Source organism: Neoalteromonas arenosi (assembly GCF_030362855.1).
In the GTDB taxonomy this organism is placed as follows: domain Bacteria; phylum Pseudomonadota; class Gammaproteobacteria; order Enterobacterales; family Alteromonadaceae; genus Alteromonas_E; species Alteromonas_E arenosi.
The window spans coordinates 18,767-43,528 of record NZ_JAUCBP010000011.1 but is presented as its reverse complement, the minus strand read 5'-3'; the positions used below and the strand labels follow the sequence as shown (position 1 = coordinate 43,528).

The 24,762-nt window shown below is 46.0% G+C and carries 26 protein-coding genes; 12 read left to right on the top strand and 14 right to left on the bottom strand.

All coding sequences use genetic code 11. The features are described from left to right. Positions 1 to 3: 3 nt before the first annotated feature. Positions 4 to 1,014 carry a serine/threonine dehydratase gene (locus QTP81_RS12755; protein ID WP_289366273.1) on the bottom strand — a complete coding sequence of 337 codons (1,011 nt, stop codon included), beginning with the start codon at positions 1,012 to 1,014 and terminating at the stop codon, positions 4 to 6. Between the two features lie 123 nt (positions 1,015 to 1,137). Here QTP81_RS12755 and QTP81_RS12750 point away from each other — a divergent pair, with 123 nt between their 5' ends. Further along, entirely contained in the window at positions 1,138 to 1,512 is a 375-nt protein-coding gene (locus tag QTP81_RS12750; protein ID WP_289366001.1) for a PH domain-containing protein, read from the top strand. A gap of 52 nt (positions 1,513 to 1,564) precedes the next feature. On the opposite strand, the gene QTP81_RS12745 is transcribed toward QTP81_RS12750, so the two are convergent. Continuing rightward, entirely contained in the window at positions 1,565 to 3,784 is a 2,220-nt protein-coding gene (locus tag QTP81_RS12745) for a S9 family peptidase (protein WP_289366000.1), read from the bottom strand. Between the two features lie 60 nt (positions 3,785 to 3,844). On the opposite strand from QTP81_RS12745, the gene QTP81_RS12740 reads away from it, so the two are divergent. From QTP81_RS12740 to QTP81_RS12725, 4 genes are read left to right on the top strand one after another with little or no spacing between them, the layout of a single operon-like run. Continuing rightward, positions 3,845 to 4,474 carry an NAD(P)H-binding protein gene (locus tag QTP81_RS12740; protein ID WP_289365999.1) on the top strand — a complete coding sequence of 210 codons (630 nt, stop codon included), beginning with the start codon at positions 3,845 to 3,847 and terminating at the stop codon, positions 4,472 to 4,474. A 16-nt stretch (positions 4,475 to 4,490) separates the two neighbouring features. Continuing rightward, positions 4,491 to 5,213: a tRNA1(Val) (adenine(37)-N6)-methyltransferase gene (locus QTP81_RS12735; protein WP_289365998.1), complete on the top strand. Its 723-nt coding sequence runs from the start codon at positions 4,491 to 4,493 to the stop codon at positions 5,211 to 5,213. Between the two features lie 13 nt (positions 5,214 to 5,226). Next, on the top strand, positions 5,227 to 5,592 hold the full coding sequence (locus tag QTP81_RS12730) for a hypothetical protein (RefSeq protein WP_289365997.1): 366 nt from the start codon (positions 5,227 to 5,229) through the stop codon (positions 5,590 to 5,592). Between the two features lie 9 nt (positions 5,593 to 5,601). Continuing rightward, positions 5,602 to 6,132: a YgjV family protein gene (locus QTP81_RS12725; protein WP_289365996.1), complete on the top strand. Its 531-nt coding sequence runs from the start codon at positions 5,602 to 5,604 to the stop codon at positions 6,130 to 6,132. 70 nt (positions 6,133 to 6,202) lie between these two features. Here the strand turns inward: QTP81_RS12725 and QTP81_RS12720 are convergent, their stop codons facing one another. The 4 genes from QTP81_RS12720 to QTP81_RS12705 all read right to left on the bottom strand — a co-directional run bounded on the left by QTP81_RS12720 (position 6,203) and on the right by QTP81_RS12705 (position 10,016). Further along, on the bottom strand, positions 6,203 to 6,607 hold the full coding sequence (locus QTP81_RS12720; protein WP_289365995.1) for an ExbD/TolR family protein: 405 nt from the start codon (positions 6,605 to 6,607) through the stop codon (positions 6,203 to 6,205). Between the two features lie 122 nt (positions 6,608 to 6,729). Beyond that, positions 6,730 to 7,512 carry a CLCA_X family protein gene (locus QTP81_RS12715; protein ID WP_289365994.1) on the bottom strand — a complete coding sequence of 261 codons (783 nt, stop codon included), beginning with the start codon at positions 7,510 to 7,512 and terminating at the stop codon, positions 6,730 to 6,732. A gap of 19 nt (positions 7,513 to 7,531) precedes the next feature. Next, entirely contained in the window at positions 7,532 to 8,074 is a 543-nt protein-coding gene (gene fldB, locus QTP81_RS12710; RefSeq protein WP_289365992.1) for a flavodoxin FldB, read from the bottom strand. Between the two features lie 16 nt (positions 8,075 to 8,090). After that, entirely contained in the window at positions 8,091 to 10,016 is a 1,926-nt protein-coding gene (locus tag QTP81_RS12705) for a metallophosphoesterase family protein (RefSeq protein WP_289365990.1), read from the bottom strand. 151 nt (positions 10,017 to 10,167) lie between these two features. Between QTP81_RS12705 and QTP81_RS12700 the strand changes: the two genes are divergently transcribed. Next, positions 10,168 to 11,394 (top strand): hypothetical protein, encoded by a 1,227-nt coding sequence (locus QTP81_RS12700; RefSeq protein ID WP_289365989.1) that lies wholly within the window; start codon positions 10,168 to 10,170, stop codon positions 11,392 to 11,394. On the opposite strand, the gene msrA is transcribed toward QTP81_RS12700, so the two are convergent. Beyond that, positions 11,395 to 11,931 (bottom strand): peptide-methionine (S)-S-oxide reductase MsrA, encoded by a 537-nt coding sequence (gene msrA, locus QTP81_RS12695; RefSeq protein ID WP_289365985.1) that lies wholly within the window; start codon positions 11,929 to 11,931, stop codon positions 11,395 to 11,397. It abuts the gene before it with no gap. A 127-nt stretch (positions 11,932 to 12,058) separates the two neighbouring features. Between msrA and QTP81_RS12690 the strand changes: the two genes are divergently transcribed. From QTP81_RS12690 to QTP81_RS12680, 3 genes are all read left to right on the top strand, one after another. Then, positions 12,059 to 12,457, top strand: coding sequence for a thiol-disulfide oxidoreductase DCC family protein (locus QTP81_RS12690; RefSeq protein WP_289365984.1), 399 nt, complete (start codon positions 12,059 to 12,061; stop codon positions 12,455 to 12,457). Continuing rightward, positions 12,457 to 13,191: an SDR family oxidoreductase gene (locus QTP81_RS12685; protein WP_289365983.1), complete on the top strand. Its 735-nt coding sequence runs from the start codon at positions 12,457 to 12,459 to the stop codon at positions 13,189 to 13,191. Before QTP81_RS12690 ends, QTP81_RS12685 begins: the two co-directional genes overlap by 1 nt. A gap of 150 nt (positions 13,192 to 13,341) precedes the next feature. Continuing rightward, on the top strand, positions 13,342 to 14,763 hold the full coding sequence (locus tag QTP81_RS12680; RefSeq protein ID WP_289365982.1) for a sodium-dependent transporter: 1,422 nt from the start codon (positions 13,342 to 13,344) through the stop codon (positions 14,761 to 14,763). On the opposite strand, the gene QTP81_RS12675 is transcribed toward QTP81_RS12680, so the two are convergent. Both QTP81_RS12675 and QTP81_RS12670 read right to left on the bottom strand, forming a co-directional pair. Continuing rightward, on the bottom strand, positions 14,752 to 15,588 hold the full coding sequence (locus QTP81_RS12675; protein ID WP_289365980.1) for an SDR family oxidoreductase: 837 nt from the start codon (positions 15,586 to 15,588) through the stop codon (positions 14,752 to 14,754). The genes QTP81_RS12680 and QTP81_RS12675 overlap by 12 nt on opposite strands. Positions 15,589 to 15,649: 61 nt before the next feature. Next, the gene (locus tag QTP81_RS12670; RefSeq protein WP_289365978.1) at positions 15,650 to 16,471 is read right to left on the bottom strand and encodes a DUF2884 family protein; all 822 of its coding nucleotides are present in this window, start codon (positions 16,469 to 16,471) and stop codon (positions 15,650 to 15,652) included. A 263-nt stretch (positions 16,472 to 16,734) separates the two neighbouring features. Here QTP81_RS12670 and QTP81_RS12665 point away from each other — a divergent pair, with 263 nt between their 5' ends. Then, complete coding sequence (locus QTP81_RS12665; RefSeq protein ID WP_289365976.1) at positions 16,735 to 16,926, top strand: hypothetical protein; 192 nt, start codon at positions 16,735 to 16,737, stop codon at positions 16,924 to 16,926. Here the strand turns inward: QTP81_RS12665 and QTP81_RS12660 are convergent. From QTP81_RS12660 to yihG (QTP81_RS12650), 3 genes are read right to left on the bottom strand one after another with little or no spacing between them, the layout of a single operon-like run. After that, a complete protein-coding gene (locus tag QTP81_RS12660) occupies positions 16,923 to 18,176 on the bottom strand; it encodes a mechanosensitive ion channel family protein (RefSeq protein ID WP_289365974.1) in 1,254 nt (417 codons plus the stop codon). The genes QTP81_RS12665 and QTP81_RS12660 overlap by 4 nt on opposite strands. Positions 18,177 to 18,179: 3 nt before the next feature. Further along, positions 18,180 to 19,070, bottom strand: a complete 891-nt coding sequence (gene yihG, locus QTP81_RS12655; RefSeq protein ID WP_289365973.1) for a 1-acylglycerol-3-phosphate O-acyltransferase, YihG family — start codon at positions 19,068 to 19,070, stop codon at positions 18,180 to 18,182. A gap of 8 nt (positions 19,071 to 19,078) precedes the next feature. After that, the gene (gene yihG / locus QTP81_RS12650; protein WP_289365971.1) at positions 19,079 to 19,978 is read right to left on the bottom strand and encodes a 1-acylglycerol-3-phosphate O-acyltransferase, YihG family; all 900 of its coding nucleotides are present in this window, start codon (positions 19,976 to 19,978) and stop codon (positions 19,079 to 19,081) included. A gap of 104 nt (positions 19,979 to 20,082) precedes the next feature. Here yihG (QTP81_RS12650) and QTP81_RS12645 point away from each other — a divergent pair, with 104 nt between their 5' ends. Next, on the top strand, positions 20,083 to 21,213 hold the full coding sequence (locus tag QTP81_RS12645; protein WP_289365969.1) for an S-(hydroxymethyl)glutathione dehydrogenase/class III alcohol dehydrogenase: 1,131 nt from the start codon (positions 20,083 to 20,085) through the stop codon (positions 21,211 to 21,213). A 6-nt stretch (positions 21,214 to 21,219) separates the two neighbouring features. Further along, positions 21,220 to 22,071 (top strand): S-formylglutathione hydrolase, encoded by an 852-nt coding sequence (gene fghA / locus QTP81_RS12640; RefSeq protein WP_289365968.1) that lies wholly within the window; start codon positions 21,220 to 21,222, stop codon positions 22,069 to 22,071. Here the strand turns inward: fghA and QTP81_RS12635 are convergent. Together QTP81_RS12635 and QTP81_RS12630 are read right to left on the bottom strand one after the other, a co-directional pair. Then, positions 22,057 to 23,208: a GNAT family N-acetyltransferase/peptidase C39 family protein gene (locus QTP81_RS12635; RefSeq protein WP_289365966.1), complete on the bottom strand. Its 1,152-nt coding sequence runs from the start codon at positions 23,206 to 23,208 to the stop codon at positions 22,057 to 22,059. The genes fghA and QTP81_RS12635 overlap by 15 nt on opposite strands. Then, complete coding sequence (locus QTP81_RS12630) at positions 23,198 to 24,649, bottom strand: RimK family ATP-grasp domain-containing protein (RefSeq protein WP_289365962.1); 1,452 nt, start codon at positions 24,647 to 24,649, stop codon at positions 23,198 to 23,200. The genes QTP81_RS12635 and QTP81_RS12630 overlap by 11 nt, the downstream gene beginning before the upstream one ends. Positions 24,650 to 24,762: the final 113 nt, after the last annotated feature.

The following is a 24,762-nucleotide window of genomic DNA, read 5'->3' as shown; positions in this document are numbered from 1 at the left end:
TTGTTATTCGATTAGGCTCGGCGGTTGGGCTAAGTAATCGGTTGCATGAATCGTTTGCATACTCTGCGAACTGATATTACCACCTGATAAGATTACTAATACCCGTTGCGGTCGTGTTTGGTTTGATAGCCACTGAGCAACTGCGCTCATTGTCATACAACAGGTTGGTTCAATATGCAGTTTTAGCAAGTGATGTAACCATTGAGTCCAATAGCAAATTTGTTGTTCAGACACTTCATAGAAGCCGTCAAGTTGTTGTAAAAACGGGAAGGTGTGTTCGCCAACGCTTGGCGTGGCGGCTCCATCCGCCAGAGTTTTCGGGGTGTCGGTTAAGTATTGTATAGTTCCTTGGCGCAGTGATTCTGCTGCGTCATTCGCGGCTAATGGCTCAGCACCGATAACTTGAGCTTTGGGGGCCAAAGCGCGGGTAGTCACTAAGCTGCCGCTTACTAATCCACCACCGCCACAAGGAGCAAAAACTGCATCTACGCTCTCAAGCTCTTCAATTGCCTCCAGTGCAGCAGTCCCTTGTCCCGCGATTATATCGGGATGATTAAACGGCGGGATCCATACTACGCCGTCAGCCTGACTGGCTTCGGCAACCGCTGCATCGGCTAACGTGCGTTTTGCAAAAGTCTTGAGCTCTGCGCCGTAACTCTGGGTTGCCGCAGCTTTAATCGGAGAGATGGTATCTGCTGCATAGATAGTCGCTGGAACGCCAAATTTACGTGCGGCATAGGCGACCGCTTGGGCATGATTACCCGAACTGTTAGCAACGAATTGGCGCGGATTTTCACCACTTTCTAATAACTTTGCAATAAAATTACTCGCACCGCGCAGCTTAAACGCCCCGGTGGTTTGCAAACATTCCGCTTTAAAAAATACTTCGTGCTGATTACCGGCAGCTAAATTGCCACTGAGCCATTGATTAAGGCGTTTAGAAGAAACGATAGGCGTGCGCTTGATCATCGGCTTGATGCGCGTATGAGCCGCTTTGATATCTGAGAAGTCCATATGTACCTCAGTCAAAAAGTGGCTCTAATGTAGCATCGCTTATTCAAATTGTTAATTACGTAATAACCCAGTAAAGTGATACGTAATCGCCTTTGCGGCAATAAAAAGAGACAGGAGATAACAATGGGATTGCTAGATAAATTAATGGGTAATGCTTCTGAGGTTGATGCAGGAGAAGTTCAGGAAGAGCTCGCGCCAGTATTGGCTGATTCAGAGCGCGTTACTCAGGCATTTAAGCTCGTGCGTGACATGTTTGTCTTTACTAACGCTCGCCTTATTTTCATCGATAAGCAAGGTATGACAGGTAAGAAGGTTGAGTATCACAGCGTTCCTTACCGAGCAATTACCCAGTTTAACGTTGAAACAGCAGGCCATTTTGACATGGATGCTGAGCTGACTATTTGGATATCAGGTCAATCTAATCCGCTTAAGGTTGAGCTCAACAAAGAAACCGCGATTGGTTTACAAAAGTCGTTGGCGAATGCGATGTTCGGCTAATTCAAACGCATGCAAAAAAGGCTGACAATTGTCAGCCTTTTTTTGTTCATCCCTACTTGGGTGGATGCAGGTTCCGATCAAAGAAGTTGGTGATCGTGGTAAACAAGTGGATCTGCGTATTTTTACCACGAATGCTGTGCTTCTTACCCGGGTAGTCCATCACTTCAAAAGGCAATGCTAAGTCTTGTAAGTGCTTATAGAGCATAGTCGCGTGGGTGAATAGTACGTTGTCATCTGCCATTCCGTGATAAATCAACATGGGTCCTTTAAGGTTTTCTGCATGTGGGAATACAGACGCTGCTGTGTAGGCCTCATCGACTACGCGAGGGTCACCCATATAGCGCTCGGTATAGTGTGTATCGTATAAACGCCAATCGGTTACCGGCGCGCCTGAAACACCTGCAGCAAAGTAGTCCGCACCTTTAAACATACTCATAATCGTCATGTAACCGCCATAACTGTGGCCATGAACACCAATACGGTCTTTGTCGACATACGGTAAGGTGTGTAAGAACTTAACGCCTTCAATCTGGTCGGTTACTTCGATATCACCCATCTTTAGATACAGCGGATCTTCAAAGGCTTTACCGCGGTATTTTGAACCGCGATTGTCGACAGAAAAGACTACGTAACCTTTGTTGACCCAATGTTGCATCATCAAGCCACGGTTGCCGTACCAACTGTTAGTCACCACTTGTACACCAGGGCCACCGTACACAAATACGATGACAGGATGCTTACCTTCGATTTTCTTCGGTGTGTACAAGCGATAATGTAGCGTTGCGTTATCAGTGGTTTGCAAAGTGCCAAAGGTCGGTTTTACCCATTGAGCTTGATAAGCCGCTAACGGATGTGAGTCATCAATTGCATTTTCCGCTAACCAAGTTAGCTGCTTGCCATTGGCGCGATGCACACTGACTTGTGGTGGCGTATTAATGGTTGAAAAGTTGTCGACGTAGATCTCACCGTTATGACTAAAAGTCACGTTGTGGAACCCGTCGCGTTGGCTAACGCGAGCGATCTCGCCGCCATTTAAGCTGACGGTATACAAATGATTTTCTATTGGCGTGTCTTTCCGGCCGCTAAAATAGACGCGTTGCTCAGCTTCATTGACTGCATCGAGCGAGGTTACTACCCATTCACCTTGGGTCAATTGGCGCACTAAGCCTTTATCGATATTGTAGAGATAAAGGTGCTTAAAGCCATCGCGCTCCGATGCCCAAATAAAGTGTTGCTGATCAGCTAAAAAGTGCAATGCATCATGCAAGTTCACCCAGGTATCAGAGGTTTCTTCAATCAGCACGCGATTACTTTTTTGGCTGATATCGTAGGCAAACAGAGTCAATATTTGTTGATTGCGCGATTGAATTTGATAGGTGAAATTGCGATTGTCTGTTGCCCATTGACCGCGGGCAAGGTAGATATCTTTATTGTCACCTAAGTCAACCCATTGTCTGTCACCGCTGGCGATATTTTGCACGGCGAGAGTAACTTCAACATTGTCGGTACCGGCTTTGGGGTATTTTTGCTCAATCATACTGATCGAGTCAGCATAGATCTCTGAGCGCGTGATCACATCAACCGGGCCTTCGTCAACGCGCGTAAATGCGATGTGTTGTTCGTCTGGTGACCACCAATAACCAGTCAAACGGCTCATTTCTTCTTGCGCCACAAACTCGGCCATACCAAATTTAATGTCGCCACCACCTTCACGTGTTATCGCGGTTTCTTTACCGGTCGCAATTTCTAGGATGTAGAGGTTTTGCTCGCGAATGTAGGAAATAAAGCGACTTTTCGGCGACAGCTGAATATCCGTTTCAAACTCAGGCGTTTCAAGCAAACGGCTTACCTTTGCCGGTTTATCATCAGTGGCCAAGGTGTAGTAAAACACGTCACCTGCTAACGGAAATAGCAAGGCTCTGCCATCAGCAGACCAGCTGTAGCTAACAATGCCTGTACCTGACAAGCGCATGCGTTCACGGCGTGCTTTTTCTTCATCGGATAACTGCTCATCACCTTGATGCAGGTCATCAGAGTTAACTAACATGCGCGTTTCGCCACTGGCGATATGGTATTCCCATAAATCTAAACGCTCGTAATCGTCTTGTTTACCGCGCAAGAAGGTAACGCGCTGGCCGTCCGGGGAGATTGCCAAGTTACGCGGTGCAGTACCATCTAATGATGGCGACGAAAATATACGTTCAATGGTTAGTGGCTGCTCAGCAAAACCATTTGCGCTAAAAAACAGTAAAAGTGCGAAGAGTTTTTTCATTATTATCATATGATTGCTTATAGACTGCGATAGTGTAGAGCATCAAGTAGAGGATACAAAGTGACAACGACCAAATCTGCGACAGTTCTCGGTGCTACAGGGTTAGTTGGCAAGTCGTTAACTCAGCAGTTACTCAATGATGAACGCTATCATCAAATTACGGTGTTGGTGCGGAAGCCGCTAAGCGTAAGCATGTTCCACGACCCCTTAAAAAAGTTGGTGCCAGTCGTCATCGATTTCGAACAATTACAAGATTACCAAGGCTACTTTACCGTTGATCATGTGTACTGTTGTTTGGGCACCACGATAAAACAAGCCGGTAGCCAAAAAGCGTTTCGTCGGGTGGATTTTGAGTTTGTCCATGTCGCTGCGCAATTAGCAAGAGCGCAGCGCGCCTCAGGTTTTGTGTGGATCTCATCAGTTGGGGCAGATGCTAAAAGTAGTAATTTTTACTTGCGCGTCAAAGGCGAATTAGAAAATGCCATTCTCACTATGCCGCAGCTGAAGCATGCAGCTGCTGTGCGACCATCGCTGCTAGTAGGCGACCGCGAAGACGTGCGCACAGCAGAGCAACTAGGGATAAAAGTAGGCAAGGTGATTGCGCCGTTAATGCTAGGGCCATTGAAAAAGTATCGTCCGATTGAGGCGGCCGATGTCGCACAACAGATGATAGGACTGCAACATTTTTAGGTTCAAACAATTCAGCGTGGATGATTCAGCGTGTGCGATGAAAGTTGGCACCGACAGCATTCTATTGGGCAGTTGGGCTGCTCGTTGTTTAGATGAGTATCCTACCAGTGAGCAGTATCTAAACGGCTTAGATATCGGAGCGGGAAGTGGCTTATTGGCGCTGATGCTCAGTCAATGGGCCGCTGGGAAATTGCGTATCACAGCTGTCGAAATTGACGCTGATGCAGCACGACAGGCAAACCAAAACGTTGCTGCTAGTCCATGGCCTGACAGTATTGAAGTCGTCAACAGTGATATAGTGGTGTCGAATAATACATTGCAATCAACTTTTGATGTCATCGTATCCAATCCGCCGTACTTTTCCGTGCCGCACGGAGAAACGCGTTCACAGCAAGGATTTAGCAACCCGCGCAAAGTCGCACGAAGCGAGACAGCGTTAACACTCAGCTCATTATTTGCAGTGATCCGCGCTAAGCTTTCAACTAAGGGCTTAGCGTTTATCGTTCTACCTACCGAGCAGGCCGGTGCTGCGCGGCGCGTAAGTGAACAACATGGCTTGTGTGTGCAACGCCAGCTAGAGATCCGATCATTGCCTGAAAAGCCCGTTTCACGCTTGTGTTTAGCTTATGGTTTGACACAAACAACACCGAATATCGACAAATTAAACATTTATGCTGCGCCCAACGTATATACTGAAGAGTATCGCGCATTGTGTCGCGCGTATTATTTGCACTTTTAAGCGGTGAATAGGTATGACTGATAGTGTGAAAGCGCTAACTGATTATATTGATGTTTTAGAATATGTGTGGATGGGGGTGCCATTTAATGTACCCATGTTTGAAGTCTATGCGCAGATCCCCAACCCCGTCGCTTATAAAACGGTAAAATTTCAGCAACAAAACCTACAAATCTTGCAACTAGGTAAGTATGATGTGCCGCTTTTTGAGCCTCTGGGACTTGAGTTAGAACAGATGCCCGCATATGCAGTGGTGCTGGCTGATTACCAGGGCAGTCAGTTTCGCTTATTAGCGCGACCTGCCGATCACATCAATGGGGTTAACCGCGTCGCTCGCGAATTGATGCGTGGCAAATCGACCTTCAGTCCCTCCAATCATTAAGGGGAAACTATGTTAATTGTCGCCGAGGCCTTTGGTGCACTCGCGGTCATACTCAACTTTATTGGTTACCGGCAAAACGATATCAATCGTTATCGCTTTATTTCTGCTTTAGCTTTGGCGAGTGTAAGTGCTCACTTTTTTATGTTGGGCGCGATGGCTGCAGGGATTGGTTGCTTATTGGCATGTATTCGCAATCTAATCGCGATGCGTTATCGCCAGGTCGGCGTTTTATACGCATTTGTTGCGTTAAACATCGGCTTTTTGTTGTACGAACTCTTTGTTATGCATCACGGCTTGATGATCTTGGTTGCTTATGCAAGCTCGTTAATTTTTACCGTTGGCTCTATTGTTTTACAAGACGCGAATCAGATCCGGCGCTGGTTTGTGCTGGCTGAAGTCTTAGGCCTGATTTATGCAATTTCGGTCGGTAGTATCTTTGGCAGTGTGTTTAACGTGAGCAACTTGTTCAGCATTGGTCTCAAATTGTGGCAGGAGCGTCGCACGGCCAGTACCGCTAATTACCCTAAAATTCAGCAGTAGCGAAATCTGCGTTTAAGTTACGGGTATAAAAAAACCGAGCAGCGCTCGGTTTTTTTAATCCAATTTATCGCTATTGGCCTTTTACCAATACCGATACTTTTTCAATACCTGCTTCTTTGGCTTGGTTCATTACTTCAACCACAATGCCATGCTCAGTATCTGCATGCGCCTGGATAGCTGCGGCGTCAGTAATGTTTTCCGCTAAGTAGGTTTGAATGTTTGCTACAACACGGCGGATATCAACATCACGGCCGTTCATACGAATTTTGCCAAACTCATCAATCTGAATTGAGAGAGCTTTACTCGGTTTTGTAACATTTTGGTTGTCTTTAGGACGATTAACCTCTAAACCCTTCTCTTTAACGAACGACGTAGTCACGATAAAGAAGATCAACATAATGAACACGATATCGAGCATCGGTGTCATATCGATCTGGGCGTCGTCATCACCAGAGGTATGCTTTTTTCTTTTCATATCTTTAGCATTCTTGTTACGTTTACTAGACGCTCTAGTATAACGTTTGAATTCAAAATGAATAGTCCTTGGTGCGATCTTTTCGCAAAAACAGCCGGATCTTGGGACGAACGGGGAAACGTTTAGGCGTGTTTGGCGTCGACCGCACGACCGAGCAAACTGAAATAATCACCAAGGCGTTGGTTGAGTGCCTGTTGTTCTGCCTTATCAGGGTATGCGCCTAGCTGCGCTTCATTAGACTGTTTAGTGCCCGAAACTAAAAACTGATTCTTTATTGTGTGATTTTGCAGCACTGCCTCAAAAGCGCGTGCTGCTACTTCGGGAGGCTGAGCGAAGTAATAGCCGCCCATGGCTTTGTCGATATGAACACTGCGCTGCATAAGCGGGCTCATTGAGACTAAATCTTCAGCCAAGAACATACTTTCAAAAATACTGAAAAGACGCTCATTGAGTGGGTGTTCCCGAGCCCGAGCCTCTGCTAACCACAGTGAAGAGGCAAAATCTAAGCGCTTGGGTTGCACAAAAGCTTTACTGGCAATGTAGTGATCGAACGCGTGAAACCATTCGTGGGCAAGTGCTCCACCACCAGCGTTTTTAGCCAGTGCTAGTTGTCGAATACTGGCATTGTAATGGGCACTGGCGTATTTATTTCCCCCCTTGCCGAAGGCGAGGGATAAATTGCCATTTAACGATATGACAGGTGTCGGTACCTGTAAGATATCGGCTAGGTCACAGAGCGCATCAAAGAACAGATTAGCGGCTAGCTGCTGTTCTTCTTTGGTTACCCAACGCCCTATCTCGATACTGCGAAATCCAAATACTTTACGTACATCGCTAAACGACACATCGGCACCTGCTCGATGATTATCACCGTTGCGAAAATAGGGTTTATGCAGGCGACTCATTAAAGGAAACCTTCATTGTTCAGGCGTCGCTCAGTTCCTCAAGCAACTGTTGGCACCACTGAGCAATCCGAACATCGGTAAGATCGTACTGATTTTCATCATCCAAAGATAAACCGACAAAGTGAGATTGATCGTCAGTCAGTGCTTTACTCGCAGTAAATTCATAACCGTCGTTCGGCCAGTAGCCGATAACGCTAGCTTGTCTAGCGAGCACTTCATCGTGCAACATCCCTAGGGCATCTTGAAACCAGTCTGCATAGCCCATTTGATCACCTAAGCCATAAAGTGCAACAATTTTGCCTTCAAGATGCAGACCGCGAATATCTTGCCACTGGGATTCCCAGTCTTCTTGAATTTCACCAAAATCCCACGTAGAGATCCCTAAAATAAGTACATCGTATTCAGCGGTTTGATGTAAACCGGTATCTTTAATGTTGTATAAGTCGACACACTCGAAGCCGAATAACTCGTTCATTTGCTGCTGGATTTTTTCCGCGGCCATTTCGGTGTAGCACGTCGTTGAACCATAGAACAATCCGATTTTAAAGGTCTCTTCGCTCATAACTCTCAGTTGTTAATTAGTCTTGAATGAATTGGATGCGCTTGCCGTCGGCCAGTATCACACTGCAATCAGTGGGCTCGCCCTTATCGTCGAGTACTAACAAACCAATCGCTGGAGCATTCACCACGTTACCCATGGTGATATCCCTGTGGTTGGGTTCTGGATCACGTTCGTCAATACGCATGTTGCGTCGTCGCGTAAACCAGTTAAGTGGTGACCGTTTGGAATAAAACAAGCGATTGCAGCGCTCGAACCATTTTAATAACCCTGGAGGGAATGCGTTTTTAAAACCACTACTGGTAAATTGCAGGATTTTGGGACTGTGGCGCCTAAATCGAGTAGTGACATCGTATACGAAAGAGTAGTGTACATCGCCGCTCAAGATCACAAACAGTGGCGGTGTTTTATAATGCCGAAATATATTTAGAATGACCTCGGCGGTGCCTTTATGTGCCATCCAGTTCTCCGCATCGACCATCAGCGCAGCCCCGAAAAAGGTAAATACTTTTTGTACGGCTTCAATAAATTTTAAGCCGTAAATAGGTGCCGCCGAGATAACGATTACTGAAGGTTTACCTAAAATGGTTTGCTGAAACTCACACAGCGCTTCCCAGTCCAATAATCCCGATGGCTTATCTGGATTTGACTCACTGCGCCAACGCTGGGTGCGGGTATCCATTACATACACAGGTGGCGACGTTTCTAAGTGATATTGCCACTCGTCCCACTCAAACAACATTTCGACCAACTCGTCATGCTCATTGATCCCTTGCTTGGAAAAACTGCGCTGTACTTGCTCTTGTAGAGTGGTGAATACCTCGGGTGCATTGGCCCAACCTTGACACAGCCAATAGCCTAACAAGGCATTGCCGACCATGCGTTTGGATAATGGATGGTTGTACACAGCTTCTTCCCAAGCGCGGGTGAGATTCCAATCATCAGTGACGTCGTGATCGTCAAAAATCATGTAGGTGGGCACTTGTGCAAACATTCGCGCCGTAGCGGGTAAACTACTGACAAACTGTTCGATATGCTCGAGCTCTGTGGCGTACAGCTGCTCAAAGGTTAGATCGACCGATGCGGGCCTGGTTAAATCAACAAAGCGCCACAAGACCGGTGACCACACCAGAAAATACATGGCAAAGATTTCACTGGCTGCAATGAGGTGGTTTTTGGCATTCACTGACGTAAAAATGGGTTTGCGTTTCGCTTTGAAAAACAGACCTGCGAGCACACTATTGGTGTCAGTCTTAGGTAAAATTTGTTCGCGTTTGTAGTAGCCCATTGGCGAGTCATGTAGCTCGCTACTATGCGTGAGGGTGGCATCTTCGAGTGTCTCTTCGAACAATCCTAATAGCTTTATTACCTGTCGAATGGCATTCAGTGTTGGTCCTGCCACATCATCTACATAGACTTGGTCACCACTCATGATCAGCAAATCAGGCCGAACATTGGGATCATCACTGCGCAACAGTGCATCGACCTGGGGAAGCGCATCATCGCCGGCAAAATGAGGCTTGCGACATGAACCGTGAATCACATTAGTTAACGTAGAATTGTAGGTGAACGAGAAGCAATCGCTCCCTTCAAAGTACATGTCTGTGGGAATTAACTCACCATTTAGGTCTTTATCGTTACTCGTAATTTGATACTGATAGCGACTACCTGCTTCGAGTAAATCTGCTTGCTGTATATGCAATAAGTGCACATGTGCGTGCTCACCTATGGTGACGGTGTGCTGAGATAAGTTGGCGTCTTTATCAAATGTTTGCCAGTCCTCGCCTTGATTAGCGCGGCGCAATTTAACCGTGAATTGCAAAGGCCGTTTTGTAGCGAGCCAAAGTACCATTTGCTCATTGTCAGTGCGGCGTAACATGGGGCCGGCAAGAACTTGTGGTACTTGGTCAATATTGGGATTGGAAACGGTGTTAATACTCGACAAGTTAAACTCATTTTCAACGACTGTTGCGAAAGTCTATCAGTGGTTATGTAAATCGCAAAATATCTAAATCTGAACGAATGGTGCTGCACATTCTTCGATTTGTGATTATGATACGCGCGGGAAATTCAGTTATGACAGGAATTTAAAAGCGGTGAAAAAAGTAGTTACCTTTCTAGCGAGTCAATCCCGCACTGTGTGTGCGCGTGGTTTGATCTTTGTTACATTGATTTCGCTACTTACCGCATGTTCGCCTGCCGAGCAAATGACGAATGAAGCTGACGGCGGTAGTAATAACCCTTTAGTAGAACTTGAGGGACAATGGATTGTGGATATAAACGGTGCAGTGATGCCAGACCCACAAACCTCAGGCCTCGTGTTTCACAATAACCAACTGCTAACTGTCTCAGATGCAAGTGCATTGCCCATTCAACGCCGTCGTATCCATGCAATTGACCCAGTGTCTATGACCATAACTGACGTGTATGGACCGATGACGTTAGCGTCACGTGTTCGACGTAGCTGTTTTGCACAGTATTTATCCGACGAACCCGATTATGAAGCGCTGGTGGTAGACCCAGATGATCCCAACGTCTTTATTCTTGTGACGGAAGACGCAACACGCAGCGGGGCGATGTCAACGCGCTGTCAGCAGCGTTATGAAAACACGGGTTCGACGGCGTATCCGACCTTATTAGTGAAAGTGGTAAAGTCGGAAGATAATCTGCGTGTAACCCACGTGAGACCTATTCAGTACCCACTAGAGTATGCGGTTGGCGACTTTCCGAATGATGGTATTGAAGGGATGGCGTTTGGACCTGAGCGCACCCTGTATCTAGGTTTAGAAAAAGATTCGAGAGGCCAGCCGCGAATTTTTTCTGTCGTTATTGATGCACAGTTTTGGCAAACGACCGATTTTGCAGCAGTCACTGACCCGCAATTGGATGTGCCCTCTTTCACAGCGGGTAACCACCCGATCAACGGGATGGACTACTTGCCTTTAGCGGGTAGTCATCCAGGTTTATTGATCGCCGCGGCGCGCAATGATGAACAATTGTGGTTTATTGATCTTGCTAAGCAACAACCGACGCAAATAATCGATTTAGTATTTTTAGCTCCGAGTTTAAGTGATGATCCTCAGTGTAAACCATTTGAGAAGATGGATAACGCGTCATTGGAAGGTGTTGCAGTTGTGGGTGCTGATGTATGGCTTATCAACGATCCTTGGAAGCGCAATTATCATAAGAACATTCAATGTGAATCTAATCGACAACGCTACGAGGCAATGGCGCCATTAATGTTCAAGCTCACTTTACAACCAGAGTGGCTGCGCCCGTATTTTCAGGCGAAGGAAGCCTCCGCCATAACGCAGAGCGACTAACTACTTTAAATTGTCGGCAAAGGTTTTTTTAAACTTCGCCAGTTTGGGCGCGACCACCATATTGCAATAGGTGTTTTGCGGATTGTTGTTGAAGTAATCTTGGTGATAATCCTCAGCCTGTGAATAATTCGACAAGGGCACAACTTCGGTGACCACTGGGTTAGGCCAAATCTGTTGTGCTTCGATTTCGGCTATGATGGCTTGCGCCTGCTCTTGTTGTTCAGCCGAGTGATAAAATACGGCACTGCGATACTGGCTTCCGACATCGTTACCTTGGCGATTAAGTTGAGTCGGATCGTGTAAGGCAAAGAATATTTCCAGAATACTGCGATAGCTTATTACGTCGCTATCGAAGTTGACCCTCACTACCTCTGCGTGACCAGTTTCACCGCCGCATACCTGCTCATAGGTTGGGTTGTCCACATGGCCACCAGCGTAGCCAGAAAACGCACTTTCAACCCCATTTATGCTATTAAACGCCGACTCAAGGCACCAAAAGCACCCGCCAGCCAGTGTTGCTTGTTCTATATTCGCCATACTTTTCGTCTCAAATTCGTTCTGCCTTACATGTGGGTAGCGTAACGCAAATTTACAAGTCATCCAGTTGTATTGGTTCTACGTAATAACTATTAATTTGTTCATCCTGAAAGGAGATTTAGTCGGCATGCAGTTTACGGTGTTTTACGACGGTGGATGTCCATTGTGTATGACAGAAATGCGCCATTTGATGAAACGCAATACCGAAAACAAACTTGCGTTTGTGGACATTAATCACCCCAGTTTTGCTGTCGAATACCCGGAACTCGATAGCGAGGCATGTGCTGCTCGGATCCATGGTCGCTGGAGTAATGGCCAGATGTTAACGGGTCTCGATGTGACCTATACCGCATGGAGATTAGTGGGCAAGGGTTGGCTGTACGCGCCTTTGCGCTGGCCACTGATTAAGCCGCTAGCTGATCGACTATACATCGTATTTGCTAAGCATCGTCATCGCATAAGTTATTGGCTTACAGGTAAAGAGCGCTGCGATTCGGGCAGTTGCCAGATAAATGAGAAGAATTAATGAGTGAAACTGACAATATACTAATTATTGGTGGCGGTAGTGCAATTGCCACCGAACTTATCCGCCAAACCAGTGCGAATGATCCGAGCGCACATCTCTATGTCGTTTCTCGGTCACAACGCAGTGATGCAATCACTGACGTGAGCCTTGCTGACTGGATTGAGCTGGACAGCACAGATGCTGACGCCGTGGCAGAGCAGGTGAGTCAGTGGCGCGAGCAGGGCGTTTTATTCAACCGTGTGATAAGCACCATTGGTGTATTACACTCGGAGCAATTCCACCCGGAAAAGCGCCTTGAAGATATCGACATTAACGCTTTAATGCAGGTGTTTACGGTAAACACTGCCAGCAATGCCAATTGGTTGAAGTATGCACCACAGTTATTGGTCAAACAGCGTGCGGAGTGGGTTGTGTTTAGTGCCCGAGTCGGCAGTATTAGCGATAACCGCCTAGGTGGTTGGTATAGTTACAGGATGAGTAAGGCAGCACTTAATATGCTAGTCAAGACCGCGGCTGTAGAACTACAACGACGTTTGAAACAAGCGGTATTGGTTAGTTACCACCCCGGTACCGTTGATACGCCACTGTCAGAGCCATTCCAAGCCAACGTCAAGCCTGAAAAACTGTTTACCCCCGCGTTCACTGCCAAGCAGCTACTAACTATATTGCCTGAATTGACCGTAGAGCGAGGTCCTCACTACATCGATTGGCAGGGTGAACCCATCCCCTGGTAGATAACAGGCGCCTAATTTAGCTGACTGGTCTTATCGGTCAGGGGCGCCTCTAGGCAGTGCCTTCAACTACTGATACCATGAGCGCAGAAATAATAGCCTGCTCAATAAAGCGGGCGCATAACAATAATAAAACGACAAGAGGAAAGGGATATGGCCGGTTCTAGAGAGGAGTTTGGCTCACGTATTGGGTTTATTCTCGCCGCGGCAGGCTCTGCAGTAGGTATTGGTAACTTAGTTGGGTTTCCGGTTGGTGCGGCTAAAAACGGTGGCGGTGCATTCTTATTAATGTACGCATTGTTTGTATTTCTAATCTGTTTGCCTGTGATGCTAGCTGAGATGTCAGTGGGACGTCATGCGGGTAAGGATCCACTAGGCGCATACTCAAAACTCACTGGCGGTGCTTGGCAGTGGAAAATCGCCGGTTGGCTATCCATCATCACCCCATTTATGATCGCCGTGTTTTATCTGGTTATTACGGTGTGGATCTTTGGATATTTGTTCGAATCTGCAAGCGGTAACTTAGAACAGCTCGCCGACCCGAATACTTTTGGTCAGTTTATAACGAGTGAAACTATCTTTATTTACATGGTGGCGGTTCTTGCCATTGTGTATTGTATCCTACAAGGCGGTGTTCGCCAAGGGATTGAAAAAGCGGCAAAACTCATGATGCCGGCATTGTTCGTAATGTTACTGGCTTTAGTTGTGTTCGTGTTGACGCGCGAAAACGCAATGGCGGGAGTTGAGTATTACCTTATACCGGACTTTAGCAAGATTGATGCGGCGGTGGTCAATGGTGCGCTTTCACAGGCATTCTTTTCCTTATCGCTAGGGATGGGGATCATGATCACCTATGGTAGTTACATTAACCGCCGTGCCGATATCCCGGGTTCTGCCAAGTTAGTAGCCTTGACCGATACAGCAGTAGCCTTTGTGGCCGGTTTGATGATCCTACCGGCTATTTTCTCGTTCGACCCAGACATCGACCCCTCTAAATTAAGTGATTCATCGATCAGTATGATTTTCACTTTCTTGCCGAAAATCTTTTTGGCCTTGCAAGCGACCTTAGGTTATGTCGGCGCGAGTATTGTCGCCAGCGTATTCTTCCTGTTAGTTTTCTTTGCGGCTATTACTTCAATCGTCTCAATTTTTGAGGTGCCAGTGGCGGCACTGATTGATGAAAAGGGCGTATCACGCAAAGCCGCACTGGGTATTTTAGGATTATTATTAGCGTTATTAGCGGTATTTTGCGCGCTATCATTTGGCATGGTGAAGTTTTTCACCGAGTTTACCTCATACGCAGACTCAACCAAGTCATTCTTTGATGTGGTTTACGATGTCTTCTACGACACCATATTGCCGTTAAATGGTTTGTTGATTTGTATTTTCGTTATCTACCGCTGGAAAAAACACAATTTTAATGCTGAATTAGATCAAGGTGCACCGAAGTACAAAGGTTCATTCTTTGAGCGTTACGTAGATATATCAGTGGGTACTTTTATTCCGGTTATATTACTTGTGATTTTTGTTAACACTGTCGCTGTTAAGTACTTCGGCGTTTCACTATTTAGCTAACATGTCATAGGGGCTGGCATAACGCAATGTCAGCCCGATACGCTTTAGACTATCGCTACCATCGACTTGCTTGCTGTTAGCATCTGCACCCTTATTGGCCTCAAACTCAGGGGGCTGAATACCTAATTGAGTTGCTGCCCAAGTATAATATTCGCGTCGAGTCGGGTGCTCCGGTGATGCCAAGAGTAAAGGTTTATCGCTTTGCGGGCCTATCTCACACAAAATCTCTAAGGCGCTGATCACATCGTCTCTATGAATCAAATTAACTACTTGATCACCACCGCTAATCGGCCCCGCCCTCTTACTCAATGAGCGCACCGGGTGACGGTCTAGACTGACCAAACCTGCCAAACGCAATATGCTATGCGTGTTACTCAGCTGCGCTTGGATATAGCTTTCAATTTCGGCATGTGCTTTACCGGAGGCGGTTACCGGTTGCAATGGTGAGGTTTCGTTCAGTGTGCCATTGGCATTGCCATAGACAGCGGTCGTACTGACAAATATTAAATGTGCGACTTTGCATTGTGTCGCATAATCAATCAGCGCTTTGACTCGCTGAATGTAGACTGGGAAATCGGTGTTGCGCCGACCCGCAGCTATATTGATAAGCCAAGTTGAGCATTCTGTAATTGCCGTATTTCGGTAACTTTCCGGCTGATAGATATCAACCCTTACCGGAGTAATGCCAAACTGCTCAAGCTGGTCTAATTTGGTTTCACTTCGGCTCGAACCTATGACTTGATAACCGTCATTGAGTAACGCCCTTGCAGTGGGTAGTCCCAACCAACCACAGCCAATAATCGCTACTTTTGTTCCTTTCATCATCGTTCATTAAAACCCAAAATGCCCCGCGAGTGCGAGGCATTATAAAGGGTTTCAGTCAGTCTTACATACTGAACTTGTTGTGCTCAACGGTGATGATATTCAAACTCTGTAATAGGCTTATATCGTTTCGTAAAGCCTCTTCAGCAATATCGGCTTTGCTTAATGTCATGCACAATTCATCAGCCTGCACTTCTAGCTCTGCTGTTTGCATTTCTACACGCTGCTCAATGGAATCGCCAAGCGATTCCATACGCGCCTCGAACCCGTTGCTATCTGAGCTGTCACTCCATAACATTTCTGTACCGATTGCGATCAACAAGCGACCCATCGACTTGGAAATAAGCTCTTCTACTTTTTGATCGAATTCTTCCTCCCATTGAGTATCTGTCCAATTGCCATTGTCAAAGCGGCTGGACTCGATGTGGAAGCTACCGTCTTCAGCATAGAATTGATTATTGATGTTAGTGCTGATTTCATCAAAAAACACACCGAACTCTTGAGTTAAATCGTCGTCATAGCCGAGTAGTTCACCAAATGCTTCCGTTACTGCCGTACTCGCGATTTCCAATGCGTCCACGGCAATGTTAACGGTCATAGGAACTGAGTCAGTGATATGTGTATAGTAATCTTGCGCATAGCCTTGCTGCTCATGATTTAGGTCAAGATAAACGCCGTTTACCGTTACATCGCCATTTTCAGTAAACGCAACTTCGCGACCATCTTCAAGAGTGATGGTTAATACATCGTGATGGAACTCAAGTTCACCCGTAAAATTAATGCTGCAGTTATCCGAAATGCTAGTGTGTGCTTGCACTGGTTGAATTGCAGTTACATTGATTGCGACAGCAGTCAAAGCGGCAGTGAAAATGGCTTGTTTGTGCATGATGTTATCCTTTGAAAATAAACGAGTCACCTATGCTTTGGATAATCAATATGCAGGCCAAAATTAAAAATACTATAAATTACAATAGGTTGTAGTTTTTAATGACTTGAACATAATACGGATATGGCATAAACATTGTGGAATAGGCCAATAGTTAGTGGTATTGACCAAGGTCAATAAAGACAGCAAAAAGACCAAAGTAGCATACCAAAGCACGACAGCTTCAGGCATAATGCGCGCAGTTTCATTTTGGAGGTATAACTATGGCTTTGTGGATTAGCCCGATCCTATTTGGGATCGCAGTAGTCGCTTTGGTATTGGGTTTGAGCAGTATCATTATGGGGATTATGTCAGATAAAAGCGGTGCAGAAGCCCTAAAAGAGCGTATTGAGTACTGTTATCTTGGAGTAGCGTCACTCGCTGTTTGCGGCTTATTCGGCTACTTGCTGGCTTAATTTTCTAACCTTGCGATGTTGTCGCGTTGATAAGGCTTGAGCTGAAACAGCGGCAACATGGCGAGCGCGTGATCAAATATATCTGCCTGAATACCCTCGTAGGCTACCCAGTCTTTATTCGCGCTAAAACAGTAAATTTCCAGCGGAATACCCAACTCGGTCGGTGGTAGCTGACGCACCATCATCGTCATTTCCTTATTAACATCGGGATGGTTGCGTAAATAACCTTGTAAGTAGGCCCTAAATGTTCCCAAGTTGGTCAGTCGTCGACTGTTGAGAAGGTCGGTCTCATCAATCTGCTGACTTTGATGATATTCGCGCAGCGTCGCGAGTTTATCGCTAATGTATCCTTTAATGTGACGAATATTGGCAAAGCTGTCGAGCATCTCTTGATCGCAGAACCTAACACTTCGCAGATCAATGTGGATAGCCCGTTTGATTCGCCGTCCACCCGATTCGCTCATACCACGCCAGTTTTTTACCGCTTCAGTCGTTAATGAGTAGGTCGGTAAGGTAGAAATCGTTTTGTCCCAATTCTGTACCTTCACATTGGTCAAGCCAATCAATAGAATCTCACCATCGACATCATATTTAGGCATCGCAATCCAATCGCCGGTATTAAACATCCGATTCGCAGCGATTTGTATGCCTGCCACAAACCCCAGAATTGTGTCGCGAAAAATCAGTAGCAAAACCGCCGCAACTGCGGTCATACCTGACAGTAAGATCAGCGGGCTTTTATTAATCAAGACACTGATCACCAGAACAATAACAACAATAGTGACAAGCAGTTTGGTGACTTGAATGAAACCGGTTATCGGGGCGCGCTTGGCGAGTGCAGATGCGTTATACAGGTCTTCAACGGTGTTGAGTAGAGCGCTGATAATTAATAGTGAAGCAACGGCTAAATACAACATAGAAACTCGTTCTATGATAGCTAATGCTTTAGACTCCTCAGGTAACAGTAGCGCGGCGACTAGGCTAATAACAATCGCTGGGACTATGTGCCCACAGCGCCTAAAAAAGTGATGCTTATGCAGCTCGTCATCCCATAGGCTACGCGTTTTTAACACAAACCGAGTGACGCGTTCACTAACAATAAAGCGCGTCACATACAGTGAAATGATACCCGCTACTATGATGATCCCAAATACGCCAAGCGTGTAAGACAAGCTTTCCATGGTTGCTTGAGGCGCAACAAACTTAACGTATTCCAATACGAGTTCGCGTAAGCCGGTATCATCAATCATGTGTTAACTTCCCAATATTTGTTTTAATCGCTCGTCTTTGGCTGCCCATACACCGTTTAACCACTGTTGAAAACGCGCCTTAAAACTTGCGTTCTCAAAGTAATCGCCAATAACGTCATTATCAACGGGTAAAACTTGCACATCGATCACAATGCGACGCATCTGCCCAGCTAGCATTTCTAGCATTGGGTGGCGTGTATTGTCAGGGTACGCTAGAGAAACATCGAGAATATTAGTAAACAACTCTCCCATAGCTGCTAGGGTAAAAGCAATACCGCCTGCTTTTGGTGGCAGTAAACACTCGAATCGACTCTGCTTGCTGGCGTGCTTTTCAGGTGTAAAGCGAGTGCCTTCAACGAAGTTGATTACCGTGGTAGGTTGGTCTTTAAACTTCTCACACGACTTTCGTGTCGTTTCAATATCTTTGCCGCGCAAATGCGGGTGTTTGGCGACAAAAGCTTGCGAGTAGCGGCGCATAAAAGGCATATCGAGTGCCCATGCCCCCAAACCGACAAATGGCATCCAAATCAGTTCTTTTTTTAGAAAAAACTTCGGGGGCGGGATGCGTCCATGGGCGAACTGAATCATCAAGATAATATCGAGATAACTGATGTGATTGGCCATGATCAGATACCAATGCTCGGTACTTAATTCACCAGCAATATTGTATTCTAAACGCACATTATTAAATACGCGGATAAACCACACACTGACTTGGCCAAACCACAATAAGAAACAGTTCATCAACGGGTTTAATAGTTGATTGCACAACCACTTGGGCGCAATTAGCTTAATCAGACCAAAAGTGATGATCAGCAAGCCCCAAAACGCCAAATTGATTAATTGCAATGGCAAGTGAATGAGGAAGATAAATGGGGCTAGTACTACTCGCATATTAAAGTCTACTGTTTTAACTCGTTGAGTTGTTGATCTTTTTCGGCCCAAAGGTTATTTAGCCATTGCTGAAACTTGGCGCGTTGCTGTGGGTCATCGAAGTATGTTTGATTGAATATCTGCTGAGTAAATAAATCACTAATAGGGGTTACATCTACACGCACGGTGATTTCTTTGACCTTACCGCAAACAAAATCCCAATAAGTAGGAATACCGGCTGGGTAGTGAATAGTGACGTTGACTAACTTGTGCAGTTGATCGCCCATCGCGCTTAACACAAAGGCCATTCCGCCTGCACGTGGCTTGAGCAAGTGGGTAAAGGGAGAAGTTTGGCGCTGATGCTTATTCGGCGTGAAGCGGGTGCCTTCGATAAAATTCATAACACTGACAGGTTTGGTACTGAATTTTTCACATGCTTGACGCGTCGTTTCAAGATCTTTGCCCTTTAAGTGTGGATTCTTAGCCAAAAATGACTTGCTGTAGCGACGCATGAATGGGAAATCCAGTGCCCACCATGCCAAGCCTAAAAATGGAACCCAGATTAGCTCTTTCTTCAGGAAGAATTTTAGAAAGGGAATACGACGGTTAAAAATACGTTGTAACACCAGGATGTCGACCCAACTTTGATGATTCGCAATTACTAGATACCAATCATTTTTGCTTAGCTGGTCTACACCCTGAACATCGAATTGGGTGCGACTGAACACGACTTGATTTAAACGATTAACGCTGATCCAATTTGTTGCACAGCCATCAAGCAGGTATGAAACCCCACGCTGCCAAATCGGAATGGGCAATAGCTTCAACACAGATAAACACATAATCGGTATAAACCAGAATACGGTATTGATAAAATAACCAATGACCGCCAGGCTGCCGACAATGTTATAGCCCAACTGTTTTAGCATCCTAAATATAACTCTTGAACCGTTGCAAAATTGCGCGCATTGTAAACGAAATTCGACAAAATCCGAATAATAGTCGTAAATAAAAACAAAAACGGAGCCTACACATGTCTAACATTATTTCCTGCAAAGCCGCGGTCGCATGGCGCGCCGGCGAACCTTTGTGTATCGAAACCGTCGATGTAATGCCACCGCAAGCCGGTGAGGTTAGAATTAAAATTGTCTCTTCCGGCGTTTGCCACACTGACGCTTATACTTTATCAGGCGATGATCCAGAAGGTAAATTCCCTTGCATACTCGGTCACGAGGGTGGTGGGATTGTGGAGTCAGTGGGAGAAGGGGTAACTAGCGTTGCGGTAGGCGACCACGTGATTCCACTGTACACACCCGAATGTGGTGAATGTAAGTTTTGCCAATCGGGGAAAACCAATTTGTGTCAAAAAATTCGAACCACACAAGGCCAAGGCGTAATGCCTGACGGAACGTCGCGGTTTTCGATTAATGGCGAACCCATTTATCACTACATGGGCTGTTCAACATTCTCTGAATATACAGTATTACCTGAAATATCGTTAGCGAAGATAAATCCCGAAGCGCCGCTCGAAGAAGTGTGTCTGCTCGGCTGTGGCGTCACAACGGGTATGGGGGCCGTCCTTAATACCGCGAGTGTCGAACCGGGTGCAACAGTGGCTATTTTCGGACTCGGTGGTATTGGTTTATCTGCAGTGATTGGCGCGGTGATGGCCAAAGCTAGCCGTATCATTGCTATTGACATTAACGAATCGAAATTCGCGTTGGCACAGAAGCTCGGTGCGACCGATGTGATTAATCCAAAAGATTACGACCAACCCATACAGGACGTGATTGTGGAGTTAACCGACGGTGGTGTTGATTACTCATTTGAATGTATCGGTAATGTTAACGTGATGCGCAGTGCACTTGAGTGTTGCCATAAAGGTTGGGGAGAATCTGTGATTATTGGAGTTGCGGGAGCAGGCCAGGAAATTTCTACTCGGCCATTCCAACTCGTTACTGGCAGAGTATGGCGGGGCACTGCGTTCGGCGGTGTAAAAGGCCGCAGTCAATTACCGCAAATCGTAGAACAATACCTCAACGGCGAAATCCCTTTGCATGAATTTGTGACCCATAAAATGCAACTTGAAGATATTAATGACGCGTTTGATCTGATGCATGAAGGTAAGAGTATTCGCAGCGTCGTTAACTTTTCGGAGGCTTAACAGCGTATGGAAATAGTAGCGAAACAGCGCGTGTTTGAAGGTGAGTTGGTGCGTATTGAACATGCATCGAAGACTAATAACTGTAATATGACAGCAAGTGTGTTTCTGCCGCCTTTGGCAGTTAGTCATGTCTCTTCTCATCCTGTTCCAGTGCTTTACTGGCTCTCGGGTTTAACCTGCAACGATCAGAACTTTGCGCAAAAGGCCGGTGCATTTCGCGCTGCCGCAGATTTAAATGTGGCAATCGTAATGCCAGACACCAGTCCTCGTGGATACGGTGTGGCTGATGATCCGGATGGCAGTTATGACTTTGGCTTAGGCGCAGGGTTTTATGTCAATGCAACGTCTCCCACCTACGCGCTGAACTACCAAATGTATGACTATGTAGTGAGTGAACTACCGGCGCTGATTGAGAGCAATTTTCCAGTCAATCAACGGCGAGCCATTTGCGGACACTCTATGGGGGGGCATGGTGCGCTAGTCATTGGTCTGCGCAATCAAGAAAAATATTGCTCAATCTCAGCGTTTAGTCCGATTTGCAATCCGACGGAATGTTCATGGGGACAAAAAGCTTTTACTGGCTATTTGGGAAACAATCAACAAGCGTGGCTGGAGTACGATGCCACAGCGCTGTTAAAACGCGGTGGTTCAACACTCCCGATCCGCATTGATCAGGGCAGTGAAGATGAGTTTTTGTCCAATCAGCTGCACCCTGAGGCTTTCCTCAAAGTCGCGCAAGACAAAGATGTTAAAATCGATTACGGATTACACACTGGGTATGACCACAGTTATTACTTCATCAGTACCTTTATAGATAAACACTTAGCTTTTCACGCAGAGCATTTATTTAACTGTTGATGGCAGAGCGTTAGCGCTACGGCTGAGCACCACAAACGCGTGGAGTTTACGCTTGCCGTAGCCACACATAGCAACCAAGTCATCTATACCCACAGGAATATGCTGAAATTCAAATGGATTGTCGGAATCTTCATCCATATCGGGATCGTGCAAATAAAAGCAGTCTTGATCACAGTGCGTAATACATACCCAATGTGGCGTTTTATAACCTGTCATATGATAGGTGCTGATGAGGGTTAACACCGCGTTCCCATCTTTTAATTGTGCCTCAATCCAATCGCTGTTAGCAGTCCCAATGTCTATGTGTACCTGCTTTTTACTTAATTGTGCGGCGAAGTCTTGTTCGACGATATGCATTACTTGCTTTTTGTGTTCGTCGCGCACGCCATCAGCAAATAAACCGTGCGTTTGTGAAACCAGAATGGCAGCATCAAAACCACGATGTATCGCTGCCAAGGCCAAACCATATGGGTGACATCCGCCGTGTCCAGAGGTCATGTAAATAGTGGTTGCTTCGCGCCACAGCGCCAACTCCAGGGTTTGGCTTGCTTCCACACGGCGTTCAAGGTGTTGCATTGCCATGATTAATGACGCTGGACCACAAGTGAAAGGTGTCGTTTGCCGGTACCATGGATACCATGGCAGCTTGTCACGCTCAGCTGCCTGACGAATGCTTTTCTGCATCCTTATCGCATCTATGTGGTTGTCGTAATAGTCGGCATAGCTACCAAAGGGCTTGTAACCAATGCTCAAATACAATCTTTGGGCAGCTGTATTATTGCTTGCGACTTCAAGGCGCATGTACAAGCGGCCAGTCTTGAGTGTTTCATGTTCAAGCGCTAACAATAGAGCTTTGCCAATACCTTGTCCGGCGCAGTGTTGTTCAATCGCGATTGAATACAATCGAGCCAGTCGAGTACCTTTGCGTAATAGCACCAAACCGTAACCAACGATTCGTTGTTCTCGTTGTGCAACTAAGAAAACGCAATTTTCTGCTTTTAGCCAATGCACAAATCGCTTGCGTGATATCCGGTCATTGTTAAAGGCGGCATTCTCAATCGCAACCAGTTGATCCAAATCGGTTTTTTGCGCGCTGCGTATGGATGTTTCCGCTAATATTGATGAGTTAGTGACCATGGGCTTCTAACCGCAGGGCAAACTCAGCCATAATCGCTTCGTATAACTGTTTACCTAAATACTTATCTTCAATTTTTGCGTCTAAACTCGGGTTGTCATTGACTTCAATGACGTAAACACGTTGCTCAACCTGTTTGATATCAACACCGTATAGGCCGTTACCCACTACCTTTGCTGCTTTGACTGCTGCATCCAATACCGGTTGAGGAACATCCTCAACAGCAAGCGTTTCGAAACCGCCAGAGCTGAAGCGTTTGGAATTGTGGTTGTAAATCTGCCAGTGATTGCGCGCCATAAAATAGCGACAGGCATATAGCGGACGGCCAGCAAGCATACCAATGCGCCAATCGAAATCAGTGGGTATATATTCTTGCGCTAAGATCAAGGCTGACTGCGCCAACATATCATCAGCATACTTTTGCAGCTCGGCCATATCTTTAACTTTATGGACACCTAAGGAAAATGCACTTTCTGGCAGCTTCAACACCATTGGGAAGCCAAGGGCTTGAACCACTTGAAGTAGGGTATTATGTTGCGCATCGGCAATAAATAGACTCTTTGGTGTTGGCACTTTGGAATAGCTGAACGCGTCTTGTAAATAAACCTTATTACAACTGCGTAAAATTGATGTGGCATCATCGATAACCACCAAACCAGCCTGCTCAGCATAACGCGCTAAGCGGTAGGTATGATGATCAATAGCTGTAGTTTCGCGAATAAACAATGCGTCGAAGTTATCGATAGTGTCGGCCTGATCGGGAGTGATCAATACCGCATGTATGTTGTGTTTGGCTGCTGCTTTAACAAGCGCCTTTAGCGCTTTCTCATCGCTTGGCGGTGTGGCCTCTGCAGGGTTATGTAAGATAGCCATGTCCCAACGCAATGGTTGGGATTTCTTCTTCGCTCGCCAAGTCGATGCTACGAATTTTTCCAGCGCCTCAGCAAAAAAGCGCCGCTGTGAATCGTTCAAATCGTCTATTGATTGCAAACGCACCGTGGCAACAAGTTGACCGTTATGAATTTTAAGTTCAGCTAACAATAGTGGCGCAGGGAAGATTGAAAAAATATGCGCAGCAAGCTTGGCGCGATGAGGACTACTCGACTGGCCTAAAAAGATATTACAAGTTTCCAGCGTTTTGACGTCAGTCTTCTTCCAAATCTTACTGGGGATCAACAGCGCTTTTGGTGTCGCGCCTTTATTGCTGGTTAACTCATTAATGGTATTAACGGTAGGCAGCACCTTATGCCGTCGAGCTTCGGCTAACAACGAACAATAGTAACCATTGTCTAAATAGCGGCGGGTGGCACACAGATTAATAACTAAGGTACTTGCTTCATTTTTCTTCGGATATTCATCCAAATATGCACGAAAGGTTTCGTGGGTAGTTGTCATTGGCAAGTTAGGTATAACGTGATCAACAACAATAATCGGGTTGGGCACTGACGTTCCAGTGTGGATAAAAATTGAGCGGAATATAGAGGAAATACGTAATAACGCAAGTCACTTGGACGAGTATTTCGAATCAAGTTTTTAATCGTTTGGATAAGTAAACC